This window comes from Vagococcus elongatus, assembly GCF_003987645.1.
GTDB lineage: Bacteria > Bacillota > Bacilli > Lactobacillales > Vagococcaceae > Vagococcus_A > Vagococcus_A elongatus.
The window spans coordinates 1-1,065 of sequence record NZ_NGKA01000054.1; the positions used below are offsets into that span (position 1 = coordinate 1).

The 1,065-nt window shown below is 36.4% G+C and carries 1 protein-coding gene; it reads right to left on the reverse strand.

The genetic code is table 11. The features are described 5' to 3' along the window. Positions 1 to 9: 9 nt before the first annotated feature. A complete protein-coding gene (locus CBF29_RS13630) occupies positions 10 to 969 on the reverse strand; it encodes an IS30 family transposase (protein WP_126810243.1) in 960 nt (319 codons plus the stop codon). Positions 970 to 1,065: the final 96 nt, after the last annotated feature.

Genomic DNA, 1,065 nt, shown 5'->3' on the forward strand with positions numbered 1-1,065 from the left:
TTTCATTTGTCAAATTAAGTTAGAATAAATTGCGTCTTGTACATAACTCAAAAAGACTTCAATAGGTGTACGATATTTCAATGATTTTCTGGGAATATGATTTCTGTGACTACTCACAGAGGAAATAAATTCTTGGCTGATGTCTCTAAAATCTGTTGATTTAGGTAGTCCATCACGTCTTAACAGCCCATTGGAGTGCTCATTTAAGGCTCGTTGCGAGGGTGTCCCAGGATCTGCAAAAAAGATGTCAATATCATGTTGGTTGCTGACAGCTTTCCAATTGGAAAATTCTTTGCCACAATCAAATGTGATGGATTTGAAGAAATGCTTTGGAAAGCGTCCAAACCAATGGTTTAGCGCTTCTTCAATATCTTTGGCTTTTCTTCCTTTTGGTTTCAAAGTAATGATCACTTTAGAAACACGTTCCACCAATGTTATGACCGCACTTTTGTGATGAACACCCACAATAGTGTCGCCCTCAAGATGTCCAAATTCTTCTTTAAAATCAGGGTAGTGAGCAATCCTATCGTCAAGTGTGCGTTTAAACGTTTGTTTTCCTCTTGTCTCTTGATGGCCATTAGGTTTTCTTTTCCCTTTCAAAGGAAGTGTTTGAACATCAAATTCTCCGTGGGAGAATTTCCGATAAAGAGTTCTCATACTGCATGGAATTGTATGTTCTTGCCTGCCTATAATGACATCAGGTGTCCAATCCTGAGCCACTTTCTCTTTGATATACTGACGGTCAGAATCAGATAATTCGATTCTTTTTCTGCCGCATTTTTTCTTATTTTCTTTGTATTGATTCCAATAATCTATTGCGGAAAAACCTTGTTTAAAAAAATTGACCACTGTATAAATTGTTTGAATGGCTCGGCACATTCTCTTAGCGATAGTGACAGGTTTAATCTTTTGATGAAAATAAGATTCTATCATTGTGATTTCGTCTATGGTAAGATGTTTGTAGGTCATTTGTGGCTCACTCCTTGTTTTCTTTGGTCGGAAATACAATTTGAGTGTACCACAAATGACTGTTTTTATTTTTCTAACTTAATTTTACAATTCAGG

What these genes read in the sequence shown, in the direction of transcription:
- CBF29_RS13630 (WP_126810243.1), bottom strand. Translation starts at nt 969, where the DNA reads ATGACCTACAAACATCTTACCATAGACGAAATCACAATGATAGAATCT.